The sequence below is a fragment of the Mycobacterium malmoense genome (assembly GCF_019645855.1).
GTDB classification, from domain to species: Bacteria; Actinomycetota; Actinomycetes; order Mycobacteriales; family Mycobacteriaceae; genus Mycobacterium; species Mycobacterium malmoense.
In genome coordinates this window covers 4,218,829-4,234,614 of the sequence record NZ_CP080999.1, presented here as the reverse complement: position 1 = coordinate 4,234,614, position 15,786 = coordinate 4,218,829, and the positions used below count along the sequence as shown (strand labels likewise).

At 68.7% G+C, this 15,786-nt stretch carries 14 protein-coding genes and 1 tRNA gene; 9 read left to right on the top strand and 6 right to left on the bottom strand.

The annotated features are described in order from the left end of the window. Nucleotide 1: 1 nt before the first annotated feature. From K3U93_RS19400 to K3U93_RS19380, 5 genes are all read right to left on the bottom strand, one after another. On the bottom strand, nucleotides 2-625 hold the full coding sequence (locus K3U93_RS19400) for an LpqN/LpqT family lipoprotein (protein WP_071512459.1): 624 nt from the start codon (nucleotides 623-625) through the stop codon (nucleotides 2-4). A 23-nt stretch (nucleotides 626-648) separates the two neighbouring features. After that, the gene (arsC, locus tag K3U93_RS19395; protein WP_071512446.1) at nucleotides 649-993 is read right to left on the bottom strand and encodes an arsenate reductase (glutaredoxin); all 345 of its coding nucleotides are present in this window, start codon (nucleotides 991-993) and stop codon (nucleotides 649-651) included. Continuing rightward, nucleotides 994-1,974, bottom strand: coding sequence for a ribose-phosphate diphosphokinase (locus K3U93_RS19390; protein ID WP_071512445.1), 981 nt, complete (start codon nucleotides 1,972-1,974; stop codon nucleotides 994-996). It abuts the gene before it with no gap. 88 nt (nucleotides 1,975-2,062) lie between these two features. Further along, nucleotides 2,063-3,511, bottom strand: a complete 1,449-nt coding sequence (gene glmU / locus K3U93_RS19385; RefSeq protein WP_071512444.1) for a bifunctional UDP-N-acetylglucosamine diphosphorylase/glucosamine-1-phosphate N-acetyltransferase GlmU — start codon at nucleotides 3,509-3,511, stop codon at nucleotides 2,063-2,065. Nucleotides 3,512-3,608: 97 nt separating this feature from the next. Continuing rightward, nucleotides 3,609-3,680: transfer RNA gene (locus tag K3U93_RS19380), tRNA-Gln, on the bottom strand. A 141-nt stretch (nucleotides 3,681-3,821) separates the two neighbouring features. Here K3U93_RS19380 and K3U93_RS19375 point away from each other — a divergent pair. Continuing rightward, entirely contained in the window at nucleotides 3,822-4,415 is a 594-nt protein-coding gene (locus K3U93_RS19375) for a TetR/AcrR family transcriptional regulator (RefSeq protein WP_139797126.1), read from the top strand. A gap of 87 nt (nucleotides 4,416-4,502) precedes the next feature. Here the strand turns inward: K3U93_RS19375 and lysA are convergent, their stop codons facing one another. Then, on the bottom strand, nucleotides 4,503-5,843 hold the full coding sequence (gene lysA / locus K3U93_RS19370; protein ID WP_071512442.1) for a diaminopimelate decarboxylase: 1,341 nt from the start codon (nucleotides 5,841-5,843) through the stop codon (nucleotides 4,503-4,505). A 118-nt stretch (nucleotides 5,844-5,961) separates the two neighbouring features. Between lysA and mfd the strand changes: the two genes are divergently transcribed. From mfd to K3U93_RS19330, 8 genes are all read left to right on the top strand, one after another. Beyond that, nucleotides 5,962-9,624 carry a transcription-repair coupling factor gene (gene mfd, locus K3U93_RS19365; protein WP_083011540.1) on the top strand — a complete coding sequence of 1,221 codons (3,663 nt, stop codon included), beginning with the start codon at nucleotides 5,962-5,964 and terminating at the stop codon, nucleotides 9,622-9,624. Continuing rightward, nucleotides 9,621-10,682, top strand: coding sequence for a nucleoside triphosphate pyrophosphohydrolase (locus K3U93_RS19360; RefSeq protein ID WP_083011539.1), 1,062 nt, complete (start codon nucleotides 9,621-9,623; stop codon nucleotides 10,680-10,682). The genes mfd and K3U93_RS19360 overlap by 4 nt, the downstream gene beginning before the upstream one ends. Nucleotides 10,683-10,942: 260 nt before the next feature. Further along, complete coding sequence (locus K3U93_RS19355) at nucleotides 10,943-11,671, top strand: lytic transglycosylase domain-containing protein (RefSeq protein WP_139797117.1); 729 nt, start codon at nucleotides 10,943-10,945, stop codon at nucleotides 11,669-11,671. Between the two features lie 87 nt (nucleotides 11,672-11,758). Next, nucleotides 11,759-13,048, top strand: a complete 1,290-nt coding sequence (gene eno / locus K3U93_RS19350; protein WP_083011538.1) for a phosphopyruvate hydratase — start codon at nucleotides 11,759-11,761, stop codon at nucleotides 13,046-13,048. Nucleotides 13,049-13,059: 11 nt separating this feature from the next. After that, entirely contained in the window at nucleotides 13,060-13,764 is a 705-nt protein-coding gene (locus K3U93_RS19345) for an FtsB family cell division protein (RefSeq protein ID WP_083011537.1), read from the top strand. After that, complete coding sequence (locus K3U93_RS19340; RefSeq protein ID WP_071512437.1) at nucleotides 13,757-14,254, top strand: DUF501 domain-containing protein; 498 nt, start codon at nucleotides 13,757-13,759, stop codon at nucleotides 14,252-14,254. The genes K3U93_RS19345 and K3U93_RS19340 overlap by 8 nt, the downstream gene beginning before the upstream one ends. Next, complete coding sequence (locus tag K3U93_RS19335; protein WP_083011536.1) at nucleotides 14,248-15,192, top strand: Ppx/GppA phosphatase family protein; 945 nt, start codon at nucleotides 14,248-14,250, stop codon at nucleotides 15,190-15,192. Before K3U93_RS19340 ends, K3U93_RS19335 begins: the two co-directional genes overlap by 7 nt. Before the next feature lie 102 nt (nucleotides 15,193-15,294). Further along, nucleotides 15,295-15,582: a hypothetical protein gene (locus tag K3U93_RS19330; protein ID WP_083011535.1), complete on the top strand. Its 288-nt coding sequence runs from the start codon at nucleotides 15,295-15,297 to the stop codon at nucleotides 15,580-15,582. Nucleotides 15,583-15,786 lie beyond the last annotated feature (204 nt).

Genomic DNA, 15,786 nt, shown 5'->3' with positions numbered 1-15,786 from the left:
GTTACTTTGCGGCGACGACGAATCCGTGGATGATCGCCTCGATGTCGGATGCCTGCGCGGCTGCCTGGTCGGCCAGCGTGGTGATGGTCAGTTGAACCAGGTATCGCTGGCTGGCGGGCGGCGATCCGGTGGGGATGACGATCCGGTTCCAGCTGTGCAGCCGCGTGCCGTCAAGGTCGTAGCTGCCCTGAATCATCGACGACGGAAAACCGTTGTAGTTCGCCGTCGAGGCGTCGAGCTGCTTGAAATTTTCGAACAGCTGGGCATCGTCGTTGCCGTGCTTGACAACCTGGGCCGGGTCGAAGTCCCCGCGCAGCTTGAACACCACCAGTCTGGCCGTCGGATACTTGCCGCCCTTGGAGATCATCACCGTCTCCGGCGCGATCTTTTTCGGATCATTGAACGCCGACCAGCCCGGCGGCGTCGGAATCGAGACCGTCAAATCTGGCAGGGCACCCGGCGCCACCTGCTGCCCGGTAACGCCGATGTCGTTCAGATACTGCGACAAGGGGACGGGCTTCCCCGTCGCCGCGGAGGTGGTGGTTGTCGAGCTCGTGCCCAAGATCGACTGGTAATCAGGGGCTTTCGGCCCACAGCCGACCGCGAACGTCGCCAGCGCGACCATCACGGCGGCGATGGCGAGTGGTCTCACAGAATCTCGCGGACCGCGTCGATCGGCCGAGCCAGTCGGGTGCCCTTCGGTGTGACGACGAACGGTCGTTCGATGAGGATCGGGTGTTCGGCCATGGCGTCGAGCAGTTGGTCATCGGTCGCGTCGGCGAGATTTAGTTCGGCATACAGTGATTCACGCTTGCGCACCGCGGCGCGCACATCGATACCCGCGTCGCGGATCATCCGCGCCAGTTCACTCCGCGATGGCGGGGTTTTCAGGTACTCGACAATCTTCGGTTCAAAACCGCTGTCCCGCAACAGGTCCAGCGTTTTGCGAGAGGTGCTGCATTTGGGGTTGTGGTAGATGACGGTGTCGGCCATCTAGGCGTCCCCGTCGAATAGCCCTGTCACGGAGCCGTTTTCGAAGACGGCGCGAATGGTGCTGGCCAGCAGCGGTGCGATGGACAAGACCGTGAGCTGGGCGAAGCGCTTCTCCTCGCCGATCGGGAGGGTATTGGTGACGATCACTTCCCGGGCGCCGCACGCGGCCAGCCGCTCGGCGGCTGGGTTGGACAGCACGCCGTGGGTCGCCGCGATGATCACGTCGGCGGCGCCGTCGTCCCGCAGCAGTTGCACCGCGCCGGCGATGGTGCCCCCGGTGTCGATCATGTCGTCGATCAGCACACAGGTGCGCCCGGCGACTTCGCCGACGACGCGGTTGGAGACCACCTGGTTGGGCACACGCGGGTCGCGGGTCTTGTGAATGAAGGCCAGCGGGACGCCGCCCAAGGCGTCGGCCCATTTCTCCGCGATGCGCACCCGGCCGGAGTCGGGGGAGACCACGACCATGTTGCCGTCCGGGTAGTTGTCCCGGATGTAGCCGGTCAGCAGGTTCTGGCCGCGCATGTGGTCGACGGGTCCGTCGAAGAAACCCTGGATCTGGTCGGTGTGCAGGTCGACGCTGACGATCCGGTCGGCGCCGGCGGTCTTGAGCAGGTCGGCGACCAGTCGCGCCGAGATCGGTTCGCGGCCGCGGTGCTTCTTGTCCTGGCGGGCATAGGGGTAGAACGGCATGACGGCGGTGATCCGCTTGGCGCTGCCCCGTTTCAGCGCGTCGATCATGATCAGCTGTTCCATCAGCCAGTTGTTGACCGGCGCGGGGCACGATTGCAGGACGAACGCGTCGCAGCCGCGCACCGATTCGTGGAAGCGTACGAAGATCTCGCCGTTGGCGAACTCCCGTGCCGTCTGCGCGGTGACGTGGACGTCGAGTTCCTTGGCTACCTGCTCGGCCAGCTCCGGGTGAGCGCGGCCCGAGAACAGCATCAGGTTTTTGCGATTATCGGTCCAGTCGTGGCTCACCGTGCTGCCCTCGCCGTATGTGGAATGGAACGCCCCATCGTACGTAGCGAATGGTACGGAAATATGGCGGGGTTACCAGATACCGAATTCACGGTGTCTGTTCGGGTTCGGATTTTTGTCGTGCCTTTTCGGCCGCCCGGGCCGCCGGGCTGCCCGGCCGCTTGCGCTGGACCCAGCCTTCGATGTTGCGCTGCGGTCCCGCGGAAATCGCCAGCGCCCCGGGCGGGACGTCGTCGCGCACCACCGTGCCGGCGCCGGTGTAGGCCCCGTCGCCGACCGTCACCGGGGCCACGAACATGGTGTCCGACCCGGTGCGCACGTGCGAGCCGATCCTGGTCCGGGACTTGGATTCGCCGTCGTAGTTGACGAACACGCTGGACGCGCCGATGTTGCTGTGCTCGCCGATGTCGGCGTCGCCGACGTAGGTCAGGTGCGGGACCTTGGTGCCGGCGCCGATGGTGGAGTTCTTGGTCTCGACGAACGCGCCGAGCTTGCCGTCGGCGCCCAGCACGGTCCCGGGTCGCAGGTACGTGTAGGGGCCGACCGTCGCGCCGTCTCCGATCGACGACGAGGCACCGTGGGTGCGCACCACCGACGCGCCGTCGCCGACGGTGACGTCGGTCAGGGTGGTGTCGGGGCCGACGACGCAGTGACCCCCGACGCGGGTGCGGCCCAGCAGCTGGGTTCCGGGATGGATGACGGTGTCGCGGCCGATCGTCACGTCGACGTCGATCCAGGTGGTCGCGGGGTCGACGAATGTCACGCCGGCCATCTGGTGGGCGGCCACGATCCGGCGGTTGAGCTCGGCGCCCAGCTCGGCCAGCTGGACCCGGTTGTTGACGCCCGCCACCAGCGCGCTGTCGTCGATGTGCCGCGCGTGCACGGCCTGGCCGTCGCCGCGCAGGATCGCGATGGCGTCGGTCAGGTAGAGCTCCTGTTGGGCGTTGTCGGAGCTCAGCCGGCCCAGCGCCGAGCGCAGCGCGGCGACGTCGAAGGCGTAGACGCCGGCGTTGACCTCGCGGATCTCGCGCTGCGAGGGCGTCGCGTCGGCGTGCTCCACGATCGCCATCACCTCGTTGTCCTGGGTGCGCAGGATGCGGCCGTAGCCCCCGGGATCGCCGAGCGTCGTGGTCAGCACCGTCACCGCGGCCGGCGCCGCGGTGTGGGCCGCGATCAGCCCGGCCAGGGTGTCGGAGTCCAGTAGCGGCGTGTCGCCCGAGGTGACGACGACGATGCCGGCGTAGTCGTCGGGCAGGGCGGACAGGCCGCACAGGGCCGCGTGGCCGGTGCCCAGCGGTCGATCCTGCAGCGCCACGTCGATCGTGCGGCCCATTGATTCGGCCAGCCCGGCGACCAGCGGCGCGATTCGCTGGTGGTCGTGGCCCAGGACCACGACCAGGTGCCGGGGCGCCACCTTGGCGACCGCGTGCAGGGAGTGCGACAACATGCTGCGGCCGGCGATCGTGTGCAGCACCTTCGGGGTGTCCGACCGCATCCGGGTGCCGGGCCCGGCCGCGAGCACGAGTACCGCCGTCATCAACCCTCCTATTGCCGCGAGCGTGCGTGTCGGCACGCCGACACGCCGTCAAGCGTGGCATTTTGTGCACGCTCGAGGCAAAAGGGGCCACGCCACGCTCCGTCGCCAGGACTCGAACCTGAACTCTCAGAACCAAAATCTGATGTGCTGCCGATTACACCACGACGGATTGCAGTTGCGGGCCAGCCGCAGTCTAGCGTGACGATGCCGGGCGGCCTCGATGCCGCGAACCGATACGCTGATCGACGTGGCCGTTCTGGACAAGGAGCCGGACAAACCCGATAAGGACGCGCGGGCGCCGCGCGCCCGCATGACCGGTAGCGAGCGCCGGCAGCAGCTCATCGGCATCGCGCGCTCGCTGTTCGCCGAACGCGGTTACGAGGGCACCTCCATCGAAGAGATCGCCCTGCGGGCCAACGTGTCCAAGCCGGTCGTCTACGAGCATTTCGGCGGCAAGGAGGGCCTGTACGCCGTGGTCGTCGACCGGGAGATGTCGGCGCTGCTCGACGGCATCACCTCGTCGCTGACCAACAACCGGTCCCGGGTGCGCGTCGAGCGGGTGGCGCTGGCGTTGCTCACCTACGTCGAGGAACGCACCGACGGCTTCCGGATCATGATCCGCGACTCGCCGGCGGCGATCAGCTCGGGCACCTATTCCAGCCTGCTCAACGACGCCGTCAGCCAGGTCGCCTCCATCCTGGCCGGCGACTTCGCCCGTCGCGGCCTGGACCCGGACCTGGCGCCGCTGTACGCCCAGGCGCTGGTGGGCTCGGTGTCGATGACGGCCCAATGGTGGCTCGACACGCGGGAGCCCAAGAAGGAAGTGGTCGCCGCGCACCTGGTCAACCTGATGTGGAATGGCCTGACCCACCTGGAGGCCGACCCGCGGCTGCAGGACGAGTAGGGCTCTGGTTTGGCGAGCGTGACGTGACTGCGAAAAATCGCGCGATTTTTCGCAGTCACGTCACGCTCGGCGGCTAATTCGCGCGGTCTAACCGCAGTCGCGCGACAGCAGGTCGGCGGTCGTCTCGCGACGGATCAGCGCGCGGGCCCGGCCGTCCTTGACCACCACCACGGGCGGGCGGCCGACCATGTTGTAGTTCGACGCCATGCTGTGGTGGTAGGCGCCCGTGCAGGCCACCGCCAACAGGTCGCCCGGGTGCACGTCGGCGGGCAGCTCGATATCGCGCGCGATCTCGTCGCCCGCTTCACAGTGCCGGCCGGCCACGGTCACGCGCTGCTTGACTCCCAGCGGATGCCGGTTCGCCAGCGTCACGGTGTATTGCGCGCCGTACAACGACACCCGCGGGTTGTCGCTCATTCCGCCGTCGACGGCGACGAAGGTGCGGCCGCCCGGCTGCGTCTTCACCGAGCAGACTCGGTACAGCGTCACACCGGCCCGGCCGCTGATGGCGCGACCGGGTTCCACCACGATGGCCGGCCGGGGGAAATGCTCGGCGGCGCACGCCTCGTCCAACGCGTCCTCGATGACGCGGGCCAGCTCGTCGAGGTCGAGTTCCCGATCGCCGGCGACGTAGGGGATCCCGTGGCCGCCGCCGATGTTCAGCTCGGTGAGGATGACGCCGTGCCGGGCGCGGATGTCGGCCATGGCGGCGATCATTCGTCGAATCGCTTCGCCGTACAGGGCGGCATCGGTGACCTGCGAGCCGATATGGCAGTGCAGGCCCACCAGGTCGAGGATGGGATGCGCCAGCACGCGCTTTGCCGCCTCGGCGGCGTGGTCACCGTCGAGGGTGAAACCGAACTTCTGGTCGCTGACGCCGGTTGTGACGGCGCGGTGTCCATGGATGTCGATGTCGGGGGTTACCCGGATGAGCACCGGTTGCCGCCGCCGCGCCACGCCCGCCAGGTAGGCGATCTCGATGCACGAATCCAGCACGATGCGGCCGACGCCGACACGCACCGCGTCGCGCAACTCGTCGGGCGATTTCGCGTTCCCGTGCATGACGATGCGTGCCGGATCCACCCCGCCGGCCAGGGCGGTAGCCAGTTCGCCACCCGAGCAAACGTCGATGCCGAGGCCCTCTTCGCGCGCCCACCGTGCCACCGCGGTGGTCAGCAGTGACTTTCCGGCGTAGACGACCTCGACACCGCGCAGCGCCTTGCGGTAGCGCCGGGCGCGATGGCGGAAGTCGGCCTCGTCGATGACGTAGGTCGGGGTGTGGAACTCGTCGGCGATGTCGGCCAGCGCTACGTTGCCGATGCAGAGCCTGCCCTCCTCGTCGGAATGCGTCGTGACCGGACAGATCGAGGAATCGAACCGCCGAGGGGCCGCCTGCCCAATGGACGGCAGGATGTCCAGCAATGTCATGACTCAAACGTGCGCGCGGGAAGTCTCGGGTGCCGCTTTCCTTACAATCCCTTGACGGCGCGGGGCGCGATTTTGACGAAGTTCGGCGCGCCTCGAGGCCCCCTAGAATGGCGTCATCATGACCGCACCGGGGCCTGCTCGCCCAGAAACCCCGATCGCGGGGCTCGTCGAATTGGCGCTGACCGCGCCGACCTTCCAGCAGTTGATCGAGAGCGCGACCGCCCGACCCGCCGAACTGAGCCTGGTCGGGCCGGCCAGCTCACGCGTGTTCGTCGCCGGCGCGCTGGCGCGGCTGGGTCCCTTGCTCGTGGTCACCGCGACCGGGCGCGAGGCCGATGACCTGGCCGCCGAGCTGCGGGGCGTCTTCGGCGACGCGGTGGCGGCCTTCCCCTCCTGGGAAACTCTGCCGCACGAGCGGCTCTCACCCGGCGTCGACACCGTCGGCACCCGGTTGATGGTGCTGCGCCGGCTGGCCCATCCCGACGATGCTCGGTTGGGGCCGCGCCTACGGGTGGTGGTGACGTCGGTGCGCTCGCTGCTGCAGCCCATGACGCCGCGGCTGGGCCTGGTGGAACCGGTCGCCCTACGCGTCGGCCAGGAGATCGCCTTCGAGGACGTGATCGCCCGGCTGGTCGAGCTGGCCTACACCCGGGTGGACATGGTCGGCCGGCGCGGCGAGTTCGCCGTGCGCGGCGGAATTCTCGACATCTTCCCCCCGACCGCCGAACACCCGGTGCGCGTGGAATTCTGGGGCGACGAGGTCAGCGAGATGCGGATGTTCGCCGTCGCCGATCAGCGCTCCATTCCCGAGATCGAGGTGGAGACAGTCGTCGCGGTCGCCTGCCGCGAACTGCTGCTCACCGACGACGTGCGAGAGCGGGCCGCGCGGTTGGCCGCCCGGCATCCGGCGCGCGAGAACGTCGTCACCGGCAGCGTCTCCGACATGCTCGCCAAGCTGGCCGAGGGCATCCCGGTCGACGGCATGGAGGCGCTGCTGCCGGTGCTGCGGCCCGACGATCGCGCGCTGTTGATCGACCAGCTGGCTGAAGGCACGCCGGTGCTGCTGTGTGACCCGGAAAAGGTGCGCAGCCGGGCCGCCGACCTGATCAAGACCGGTCGCGAATTCCTCGAGGCATCGTGGTCGGTCGCCGCCCTGGGCACCCGGGAGGATCAAGCGCCGATCGACGTGGAGCAGCTGGGCGGGTCGGGGTTCACCGAACTGGACGACGTGCGGGCCGCGGCGGCCGGGTCCGGTCACCCGTGGTGGACCCTGAGCCAGCTGTCCGACGAGTCGGCCGTGGAGCTAGACGTCCGGGCGGCGCCGTCGGCCCGGGGGCATCAGCAGGATATTGAAGCCATCTTCGCGATGCTGCGCGCCCACGTGTCAACCGGCGGGTATGCCGCGGTGGTCGCGCCCGGGACCGGGACCGCCCATCGCGTGGTGGAGCGGCTGGCCGAATCCGACACCCCGGCGGCCATGCTGGAATCCGGCACGGCGCCCAAGGCGGGGGTCGTGGGTGTGCTCAAGGGCCCGCTGCACGACGGCATCGTGGTGCCGGGCGCCAACCTGGTCGTGATCACCGAGACGGACCTGACCGGCAACCGGGCGACGGCAGTCGAGGGCAAGCGGTTGGCGGCCAAGCGGCGCAACACCGTCGACCCGCTGGCGCTGACCGCCGGCGACCTGGTGGTGCACGACCAGCACGGCATCGGGCGGTTCCTGGAGATGGTCGAGCGGACCGTGGGCGGCGCCCGACGCGAGTACCTGGTGCTCGAGTACGCGTCCAGCAAAAGGGGGCAACAGGCCGACAGGCTATATGTCCCGATGGATTCGCTGGACCAGTTGTCGCGCTATGTCGGCGGGCAGGCCCCGGCGCTGAGCCGGCTCGGCGGCAGCGACTGGGCCAACACCAAGACCAAGGCGCGCCGCGCGGTGCGCGAGATCGCCGGCGAGCTGGTGTCGCTGTACGCCAAACGGCAGGCCAGCCCGGGACACGCCTTCGCGCCGGACACCCCCTGGCAGGCCGAGATGGAGGACGCGTTCGGCTTCACCGAGACCGTCGACCAGCTGACCGCGATCACCGAGGTCAAGGCCGACATGGAAAAGCCGATCCCGATGGACCGGGTGGTCTGCGGCGACGTCGGCTACGGCAAGACCGAGATCGCGGTGCGGGCGGCGTTCAAGGCGGTTCAGGACGGCAAACAGGTCGCCGTGCTGGTGCCCACCACGCTGCTGGCCGACCAGCACCTGCAGACGTTCAGCGAACGGATGGCCGGCTTTCCGGTGACGATCAAGGGCCTGTCCCGGTTCACCGGGCCGGCCGAGTCACGCGCCGTGATCGAGGGCCTGGCCGACGGGTCGGTGGACGTCGTGATCGGCACCCATCGGCTGCTGCAGACCGGGGTGCGTTGGAAGGACCTGGGCCTGGTCGTGGTCGACGAGGAGCACCGGTTCGGGGTCGAGCACAAGGAGCACATCAAGGCGTTGCGGACCCACGTCGACGTGCTGACGATGAGCGCCACGCCCATCCCGCGCACCCTTGAGATGAGCCTGGCCGGGATTCGCGAGATGTCGACGATCCTGACGCCGCCCGAGGAGCGCTACCCGGTGCTGACCTACGTCGGCCCGCACGACGACAAGCAGGTCGCGGCCGCTTTGAGGCGCGAGCTGCTGCGCGACGGCCAGGCCTTCTACGTGCATAACCGGGTGAGCTCCATCGACTCCGCCGCCGCCCGGGTCCGCGAGCTGGTGCCCGAGGCGCGGGTCGTCGTCGCGCACGGACAGATGCCCGAGGACCTGTTGGAACGCACCGTGCAGGGGTTCTGGAACCGCGAATACGACATCCTGGTCTGCACCACGATCGTGGAGACCGGACTGGACATCTCCAACGCCAACACGCTGATCGTCGAGCGCGCCGACACCTTCGGGCTGTCCCAGCTGCACCAGCTGCGCGGCCGGGTGGGCCGCAGCCGCGAGCGCGGATACGCCTACTTCTTATATCCGCCGCATACGCCGTTGACCGAGACGGCCTACGACCGGTTGGCGACCATCGCGCAGAACAACGAGCTGGGCGCGGGCATGGCGGTCGCGCTGAAGGACCTCGAGATTCGCGGCGCCGGCAACGTTTTGGGTGTCGAGCAGTCCGGGCACGTCGCCGGGGTCGGGTTCGATCTGTACGTGCGCTTGGTGGGCGAGGCCGTTGAAGCATATCGGGCGGCAGCCGACGGGCAGACCGTCACCACCGCCGAGGAGCCCAAGGACGTGCGGATCGACCTGCCCGTCGACGCGAATCTCCCTCCCGACTACATCGCCAGCGACCGGCTCCGGCTCGAGGGCTACCGGCGGCTGGCCGCGGCGGGCGATGACGCGGCCGTCGACGCGGTCGTCGAGGAGCTCACCGATCGCTACGGGGCGCTGCCCGAACCCGCCCAGCGGCTGGTGGCGGTGGCACGGTTGCGGCTGCTATGCCGCGGCGCCGGCATCACCGAGGTCTCGGCCCCGTCGGCGGCGACCGTGCGGCTGTCGCCCGTGACGCTGCTCGATTCGGCCCAGGTGCGGCTCAAGCGGATCTATCCGTCGGCGCACTACCGGGCCACGACGGGCACGGTCCAGGTCCCGATTCCGCGGGCGGGCGGGGTCGGCGCCCCACGCCTCCGCGATGTCGAGTTGGTCCAGATGGTGGCCAACCTGGTGACGGCACTGCAAGGTGAACCTCGGAAGGATATTGGTATAACGAGTCCACCTGCAGCGATGTCAAGTGAGGAGCGACAGGCGCGATGATTGTCGTCTTGTTCGACCCCCGCCGCCCATCGCTGGTGCCCGTGGAAGCCATCGAGCACCTCACCGGCGAGGTGCAATACACCGAGGAGATGCCCGTCGCGGTGCCGTGGTCGCTGCCCGCCGCGCGGCCGGTGCATTCCGGGAACCCCGACGTCCCAGCACCGGTGTTGCTGTCGTCCGATCCGGACCACCCCGCCGTCATCGCTCGATTGGCGGCCGGAGCCCGGCTGATCTCGGCGCCGGACGCGCCGCGCGGCGAACTACTGGTCGACGCGGTCGCGATGATGGACAAACTGCGCACCGCCGGACCGTGGGAAAGCGAGCAGACCCACGACTCGCTGCGCAGGTTTTTGCTGGAGGAAACCTACGAGCTGCTGGACGCGGTCCGCAGCGGCGACGCCGACCAGCTGCGCGAAGAACTCGGCGACGTGTTGCTGCAGGTGCTCTTCCACGCCCGCATCGCGGAGGACGCGCCGCAGCACCCCTTCACCATCGACGACGTCGCCGCCGCGCTGATCCGCAAGCTGGGCAATCGTGTACCGGGAGTGCTTGCAGGACAATCGATTTCGCTCGAAGAACAGTTGGCGCAGTGGGAAGAGCGCAAGGCGGCCGAAAAGCCCCGGGCTTCGGTGATGGACGACGTGCACACCGGCCAGCCCGCATTGGCGCTGGCGCAGAAGGTAATTCAGCGTGTCGAGAAGGCGGGGCTGCCCGCCGACCTGATTCCCGACGAGATCACGTCCGTCTCCGTGTCGGCGGACATCGACGCGGAAAACGCGCTGCGCGCAGCGGCTCTGGAGTTCGTGGACACGGTGCGCGGCGTGGAGAAAGCGATTGCCGCCACACGCCGCGGGGACGGCGTACCGGAGGAGCTCGACGTAGCCCCGCTGGGCGAGGTCAGCGAGGAGGAGTGGCGCGCGCACTGGCCATCCAGTGCGGCGGAGAGGGCCACCGGGGGCGAGCCGTCCGACGGCGCTGATGATGCGGCCGATGACGAGCCAGATGTCGCGTCGAAAGCGTCTCGCGGGGACTCCAAGCGGCGCCGGGGGCGGCAATGAATCGGGCTCGCGGCGTTTCCGCGGCGGCGATCCATGGTTTGTCGCCGGGTAATCTGGCCCGTGAGGCTGCGAATCCGAGCGATCGGCATTGTCCTGGCTTTGCTGGCCAATACTGCTGGTAGCTAATCGAGGATTAGCTGAGACCGCCGCCGGATCGGTGCGCTTGGGCCCGAACCGACCGGGTGGTCCCGAAACGCGTGGGACGATGAACGTGGCTGAAGTTTCTGTAGGGGAGTTTAGGGGAGCTTTAAGGCAACATGGTGTCGCCGAGACGTTGGTTGCGCGCGGTCGCCGTGATCGGCGCGACCGCGATGCTTCTGGCCTCCAGCTGCACCTGGCAGCTCAGCCTGTTCATCCCCGAGGGCGTCCCGCCACCACCCGGCGATCCGGTGCCGCCGGTGGACACCCACGTCAGTGGCCGGCCCGCGGATCAGTTGCGTGGCTGGGCCGAGCAGCGGTCGGCGGCACTGGAAATCCCCGTCATCGCGCTGGAGGCTTACGCGTACGCCGCCCGGGTCGCCGAGGTCGAAAACCCCAAGTGCCATGTTGCGTGGACCACGCTGGCGGGCATCGGGCAGGTCGAGAGCCACCACGGCACCTATCGGGGCGCGAGGTTGGCGCCCAACGGGGACGTGAGTCCCCCCATTCGGGGCGTTCGCCTGGACGGCAGCGGAGGCACGCTGCGCATCGTCGACAGCGACGAAAACGCGACGGACGGCGACGGGGTGGCGCGCGCGATGGGACCGATGCAGTTCATTCCCGAGACCTGGCGGTTATACGGTGTTGATGCGCACAACGACGGCGTTGTCAGCCCGGACAATATCGATGATGCGGCGCTTGCGGCGGCGGGTTATTTGTGTTGGCGCGGAAAAGATCTCGCGACGCCACGGGGGTGGATAACCGCGCTGCGGGCTTACAACAACTCCGGCGTTTACGCGCGGGCGGTGCGGGACTGGGCGACCGCCTACGCGGCGGGTCATCCGCTGTAGCAGGATGTATCGCTGATTCAGGCTTTAGGCTAAAGGCGGCCCGGGGCCGGCACCAGCTACTAGGCAAGTCTAGGCAAGGAGAACTCAGTGCCGATTATCGAGCAGGTCGGGGCCCGCGAGATCCTCGATTCCCGCGGTAACCCGACGGTCGAGGTCGAGATAGCCCTGATGGACGGGACGTTTGCCCGCGCGGCGGTGCCGTCCGGCGCGTCGACCGGGGAGCACGAGGCCGTCGAGTTGCGCGACGGCGGTGAGCGTTACGGCGGCAAAGGCGTGCGAAAGGCGGTGCAAGCCGTCCTTGATGAGATCGCCCCGGCCGTGATCGGGCTCAGCGCCGACGACCAGCGGTTGGTCGACCAGGCCCTGGTGGACCTCGACGGCACCCCCGACAAATCCCGGCTGGGCGCCAACGCGATCCTGGGTGTCTCGCTGGCCGTCGCCAAAGCGGCCGCCGATTCTGCCGAGCTGCCGCTGTTCCGCTACGTCGGCGGGCCCAACGCGCACATCCTGCCGGTGCCGATGATGAACATCCTCAACGGCGGCGCGCACGCCGACACCGCCGTCGACATTCAGGAGTTCATGGTGGCCCCGATCGGCGCGCCCAGCTTCGCCGAGGCGTTGCGCTGGGGCGCCGAGGTGTACCACGCGCTCAAATCCGTGCTGAAAAAGCAGGGGCTGAGCACGGGCCTGGGCGACGAGGGCGGTTTTGCGCCCGACGTGGCCGGCACCACCGCGGCACTGGACCTGATCAGCCGGGCCATCGAATCGGCGGGTTTGCGGCCCGGTGCCGACGTGGCGCTGGCCCTGGACGCGGCGGCCACCGAGTTCTACGCGGGCGGCACCGGCTACGCCTTCGAGGGCGCCACCCGCACCGCCGAGCAGATGGCGGAGTTCTACGCTGGCCTGCTCGGGTCCTATCCGCTGGTGTCCCTCGAAGATCCGCTGTCCGAAGACGATTGGGATGGCTGGGTGGCCCTGACCGCGTCGATCGGTGACCGGGTGCAAATCGTCGGCGACGACATCTTCGTCACCAACCCCGAGCGCCTCGAGGAGGGTATTGAGAAAGGCGTGGCAAATGCGTTGCTGGTCAAGGTGAATCAGATCGGCACGCTGACCGAGACGCTCGACGCCGTCGCGCTGGCCCACCACAGCGGATATCGCACGATGATGAGTCATCGCAGCGGCGAGACGGAAGACACCACGATCGCCGACCTGGCGGTGGCCGTCGGCACCGGGCAGATCAAGACCGGCGCGCCCGCGCGCAGCGAGCGCGTGGCCAAGTACAACCAGCTGCTGCGGATCGAGGAGGCGCTCGGCGACGCCGCGCGTTACGCCGGCGATCTGGCATTCCCGCGATACACGCCGGACCAGAAATAGGTTGGAATAGCTTGGCAGGCAAGGCCGATCCGAAGCGGCGCTCCCCGGCATCGCGTCCGGGGAAGGCCGGCGACCCGGTTCGGCGCCGTCGCTCGGCGCGGACCGCTAAGCCCCCCAAGCCCCCGCAAACCGCGACCCACGTCGGCCGCAACGCGACGCGGACGCTGCACGAGCGGGTCGTCGAGCCCATCAAAAGACAGGTCGCCGAATCCGTCGAGCAGCGGTCCGACCAGCGGTTGGGTTTCACCGCGCGGCGGGCGGCGGTGTTGGCCGCGGTCGTCTGCGTGCTGACGTTGACCATCGCCGGCCCGGTGCGCACCTACTTCGCGCAGCGCACCGAGATGGACCAGTTGGCCGCCAGCGAAGCCGCGCTGCGCCGTCAGATCTCCGACCTCGAGCAGAAGAAGGGAAAGCTCGCTGACCCGGCCTTTATCGCGGCGCAGGCCCGCGAGCGACTCGGCTTCGTGATGCCTGGAGACACCCCGTTCCAGGTTCAGCTCCCACCGACGGGGGCGGTTTCCCCGCAGCCGGGAGCCGAGACGGCGAAACCGGCCAACAACGATCCCTGGTATACCTCGCTGTGGCACACCATCGCTGATGCCCCGCACCTGCCACCGGCCAACGTGCCCCCGCCGGTCCCGCCCGACACGTTGGCGCCCGGAGCGCCCGGTCCGGCGGCCCCGGCCGCACCGAGTCCCACGGCCCCCGGTGGTTGATCGTGCCGACCTGGAAGCGGTCGCGCGTCAGCTCGGGCGTGAGCCGCGCGGCGTCCTGGAGATCGCCTACCGTTGTCCCAACGGCGAACCGGGCGTGGTGAAGACCGCGCCGAAACTTCCCGACGGCACGCCGTTTCCGACGTTGTACTACCTGACGCATCCGGCGCTGACCGCGGCCGCGAGCAGGTTGGAGACGACGGGGTTGATGCGTGAGATGACCGAGCGGTTGCGGCACGACCCCGAACTGGCCGCCGCGTACCGGCGAGCCCACGAATCGTATCTGGCCGAGCGCGACGCGATCGAGCCGCTGGGGACCACGTTTTCCGCCGGCGGCATGCCAGACCGGGTCAAGTGCCTGCACGTGCTGATCGCGCACTCGCTGGCGAAGGGTCCCGGCGTGAATCCGCTTGGCGACGAGGCGCTTGCGATGCTGGCCGGCGAGCCGCGCCTAAATCTGGAGGTCTCGGTGCTGGTGGCGGGGCAGTGGTGAGCCGGCTCGCCGCTATCGACTGCGGTACCAACTCGATTCGGCTGCTGATCGCCGACGCAACCGGCGGGCGGCTGCGCGACGTGCATCGCGAGACGCGGATCGTGCGGCTGGGTCAGGGCGTCGACGCGACGGGTCAGTTTGCCCCGGACGCGATCGCCCGAACCCGGGCCGCACTCACCGACTACGCTTCCCTGCTGGGCGCGCACGGCGTCGAGCGGGTGCGGATGGTGGCCACGTCGGCGGCCCGCGACGTCGCCAATCGTGATGTCTTCTTTGCGATGACGGCCGACGTGCTGGGCGCGGTACTGCCCGGCGCGGTCGCGGAGGTGATCACCGGCGCCGAGGAGGCAGAGCTGTCCTTCCGCGGGGCGATCGGCGAATTGGACTGTTCCGCAGCACCTTTCGTCGTCGTCGACCTGGGTGGTGGCTCCACCGAGATCGTGCTCGGCGGTGACCGGGTGGTGGCGAGCCACTCGGCGGACATCGGCTGCGTGCGGCTGACCGAACGCTGTCTGCATTCGGACCCCCCGACCCTCGCGGAGGTGGAGGCGGCCCGCCGGGTGGTGCGCGAGCGGCTCGGCGTCGCGCTGGGCGTGGTGCCCGTCGAGGGGGCCCGGACCTGGGTCGGACTCGCCGGAACGATGACCACGCTGTCGGCGCTGGCCCACAATATGAGCACGTATGACCCGGCGGCCATTCATCTTTCGCGGGTCGGGGCCGACGACCTGCTGGCGGTGTGCGAGCGGTTGATCGGCATGACGCGATCCCAGCGTGCCGCGCTGGGGCCGATGCACGAGGGCCGCGCCGACGTGATCGGCGGTGGCGCGATCGTGGTGGAGGAGTTGGCGCGCGAGCTGCGCGCCCGGGCTGGCATCGACGAGCTGATCGTCAGCGAACACGACATCCTGGACGGCATCGTGCTGTCGATCGCGGAGTGAGTCACAGCCGCCACACTGGCCCCTGGCCGGAGTCGGCACTCTCGCGCCCGCCTCATAGCGACAACTCGGGCCGATGTCGTACCGGTATGCAACTCTGGGGCGATGAACCTTCACGGAATCGAGCTGCGTTACGTGCTCACGATGCACCTCGCCCACAACGGACCGGCGACGATCGCCGACATGATGGATGCGCTTACTGCACAGGGCTTTTGCGTCCCCGGCAGGGCATCGAAAGTCATTTCGGATGCCCTGCGTTGGGAGATGGCTCGCGACAGGGTCCGCCGGCTTGGCCGAGGTCGCTACGGACCGAGGTACATCCCGCGGGGCACCGAGCACCGAATACATCAACGCGTGCTCGCGTTGCGGGCGGCGGCCAAGTTGTCGCTGTGAGGCGGGCACACGGAGTGCCGCCTCTAGGGCGGGATCAGTGTGGCGGATGTGACTTAGTCAGTATCGCAGCAGGATTGCACGTTGTCGCTGTGAGGCGGGCACAAAGTCGAATACCTCCGGCCTGCCCGACTTTCGGGTGTGAACTGAGGACTTTCGGGTGTGAGCTGAGGGCTTTCGAGTGTGAACTGAGGGCTTCCGGCGTGC